1 protein-coding gene is annotated in these 759 nt (G+C 48.5%); it reads right to left on the reverse strand.

The window, feature by feature from the left end; genetic code table 11:
• On the reverse strand, window positions 1-759 hold a 759-nt coding region (locus STRDD04_RS11140; RefSeq protein ID WP_197460075.1), incomplete at both ends, for a G5 domain-containing protein.

A 759-nucleotide genomic window follows, 5' to 3' on the forward strand; every position in this document is an offset into this window, starting at 1 on the left:
CCTTACCTTCTTGGACAACTTTTCGTGTCCCCTTAGGCAGTTGAGCACTTTCACGTTCAACAGTATTAAACGGTAGGGCCTCAGTCACCACATCCAAGCGCGGTTGTTCAACTACTGGAGCTTGAACGCCTTGGTCTGGTGTTACTTGCTCAACTGGCTTGCCAACTTCCACAATCTTGTCAACTGGAGCTTTGGAAACAAAGCTATCGCGAGTGGTGTGGCCAGTTTCTTGACCATTCTCAATGGTCACTTCAACCAAAGTCGTCTTCTCACCGTCCTTGCCTTCTTGGACAACTTTTCGTGCGCCCGTAGGCAATTGTGCGTTTTCACGTTCAACAGTGGTAAACGGTAGGGCCTCAGTCACCACATCCAAGCGTGGCTGCTCCACAACCAGATTTTTAACACCTTCAGTTGGTGTCACCTGTTCAACTGGCTTGCCAACTTCCACAATCTTGTCAACTGGGGCTTTGGAAACGAAGCTATCACGTGTCACGCGGCCAGTTTCTTGACCATTTTCGATGGTCACTTCCACAAGTGTGGTCTTCTCGCCGTCCTTGCCTTCTTGAACAACTTTGGTCGTACCTTTAGCAAGTTGTGCATTTTCACGTTCAACAGTATTAAACGGTAGGGCCTCAGTTACCACATCCAAGCGTGGTTGTTCGACAACCAAATTCTTAACACCTTCAGTTGGTGTCACCTGTTCAACTGGCTTACCAACTTCCACGATCTGATCGACTGGGTCTTTGGAAACGAAGCTGT

The organism is Streptococcus sp. DD04, from assembly GCF_001578725.1.
Taxonomy (GTDB): Bacteria; Bacillota; Bacilli; order Lactobacillales; family Streptococcaceae; genus Streptococcus; species Streptococcus sinensis.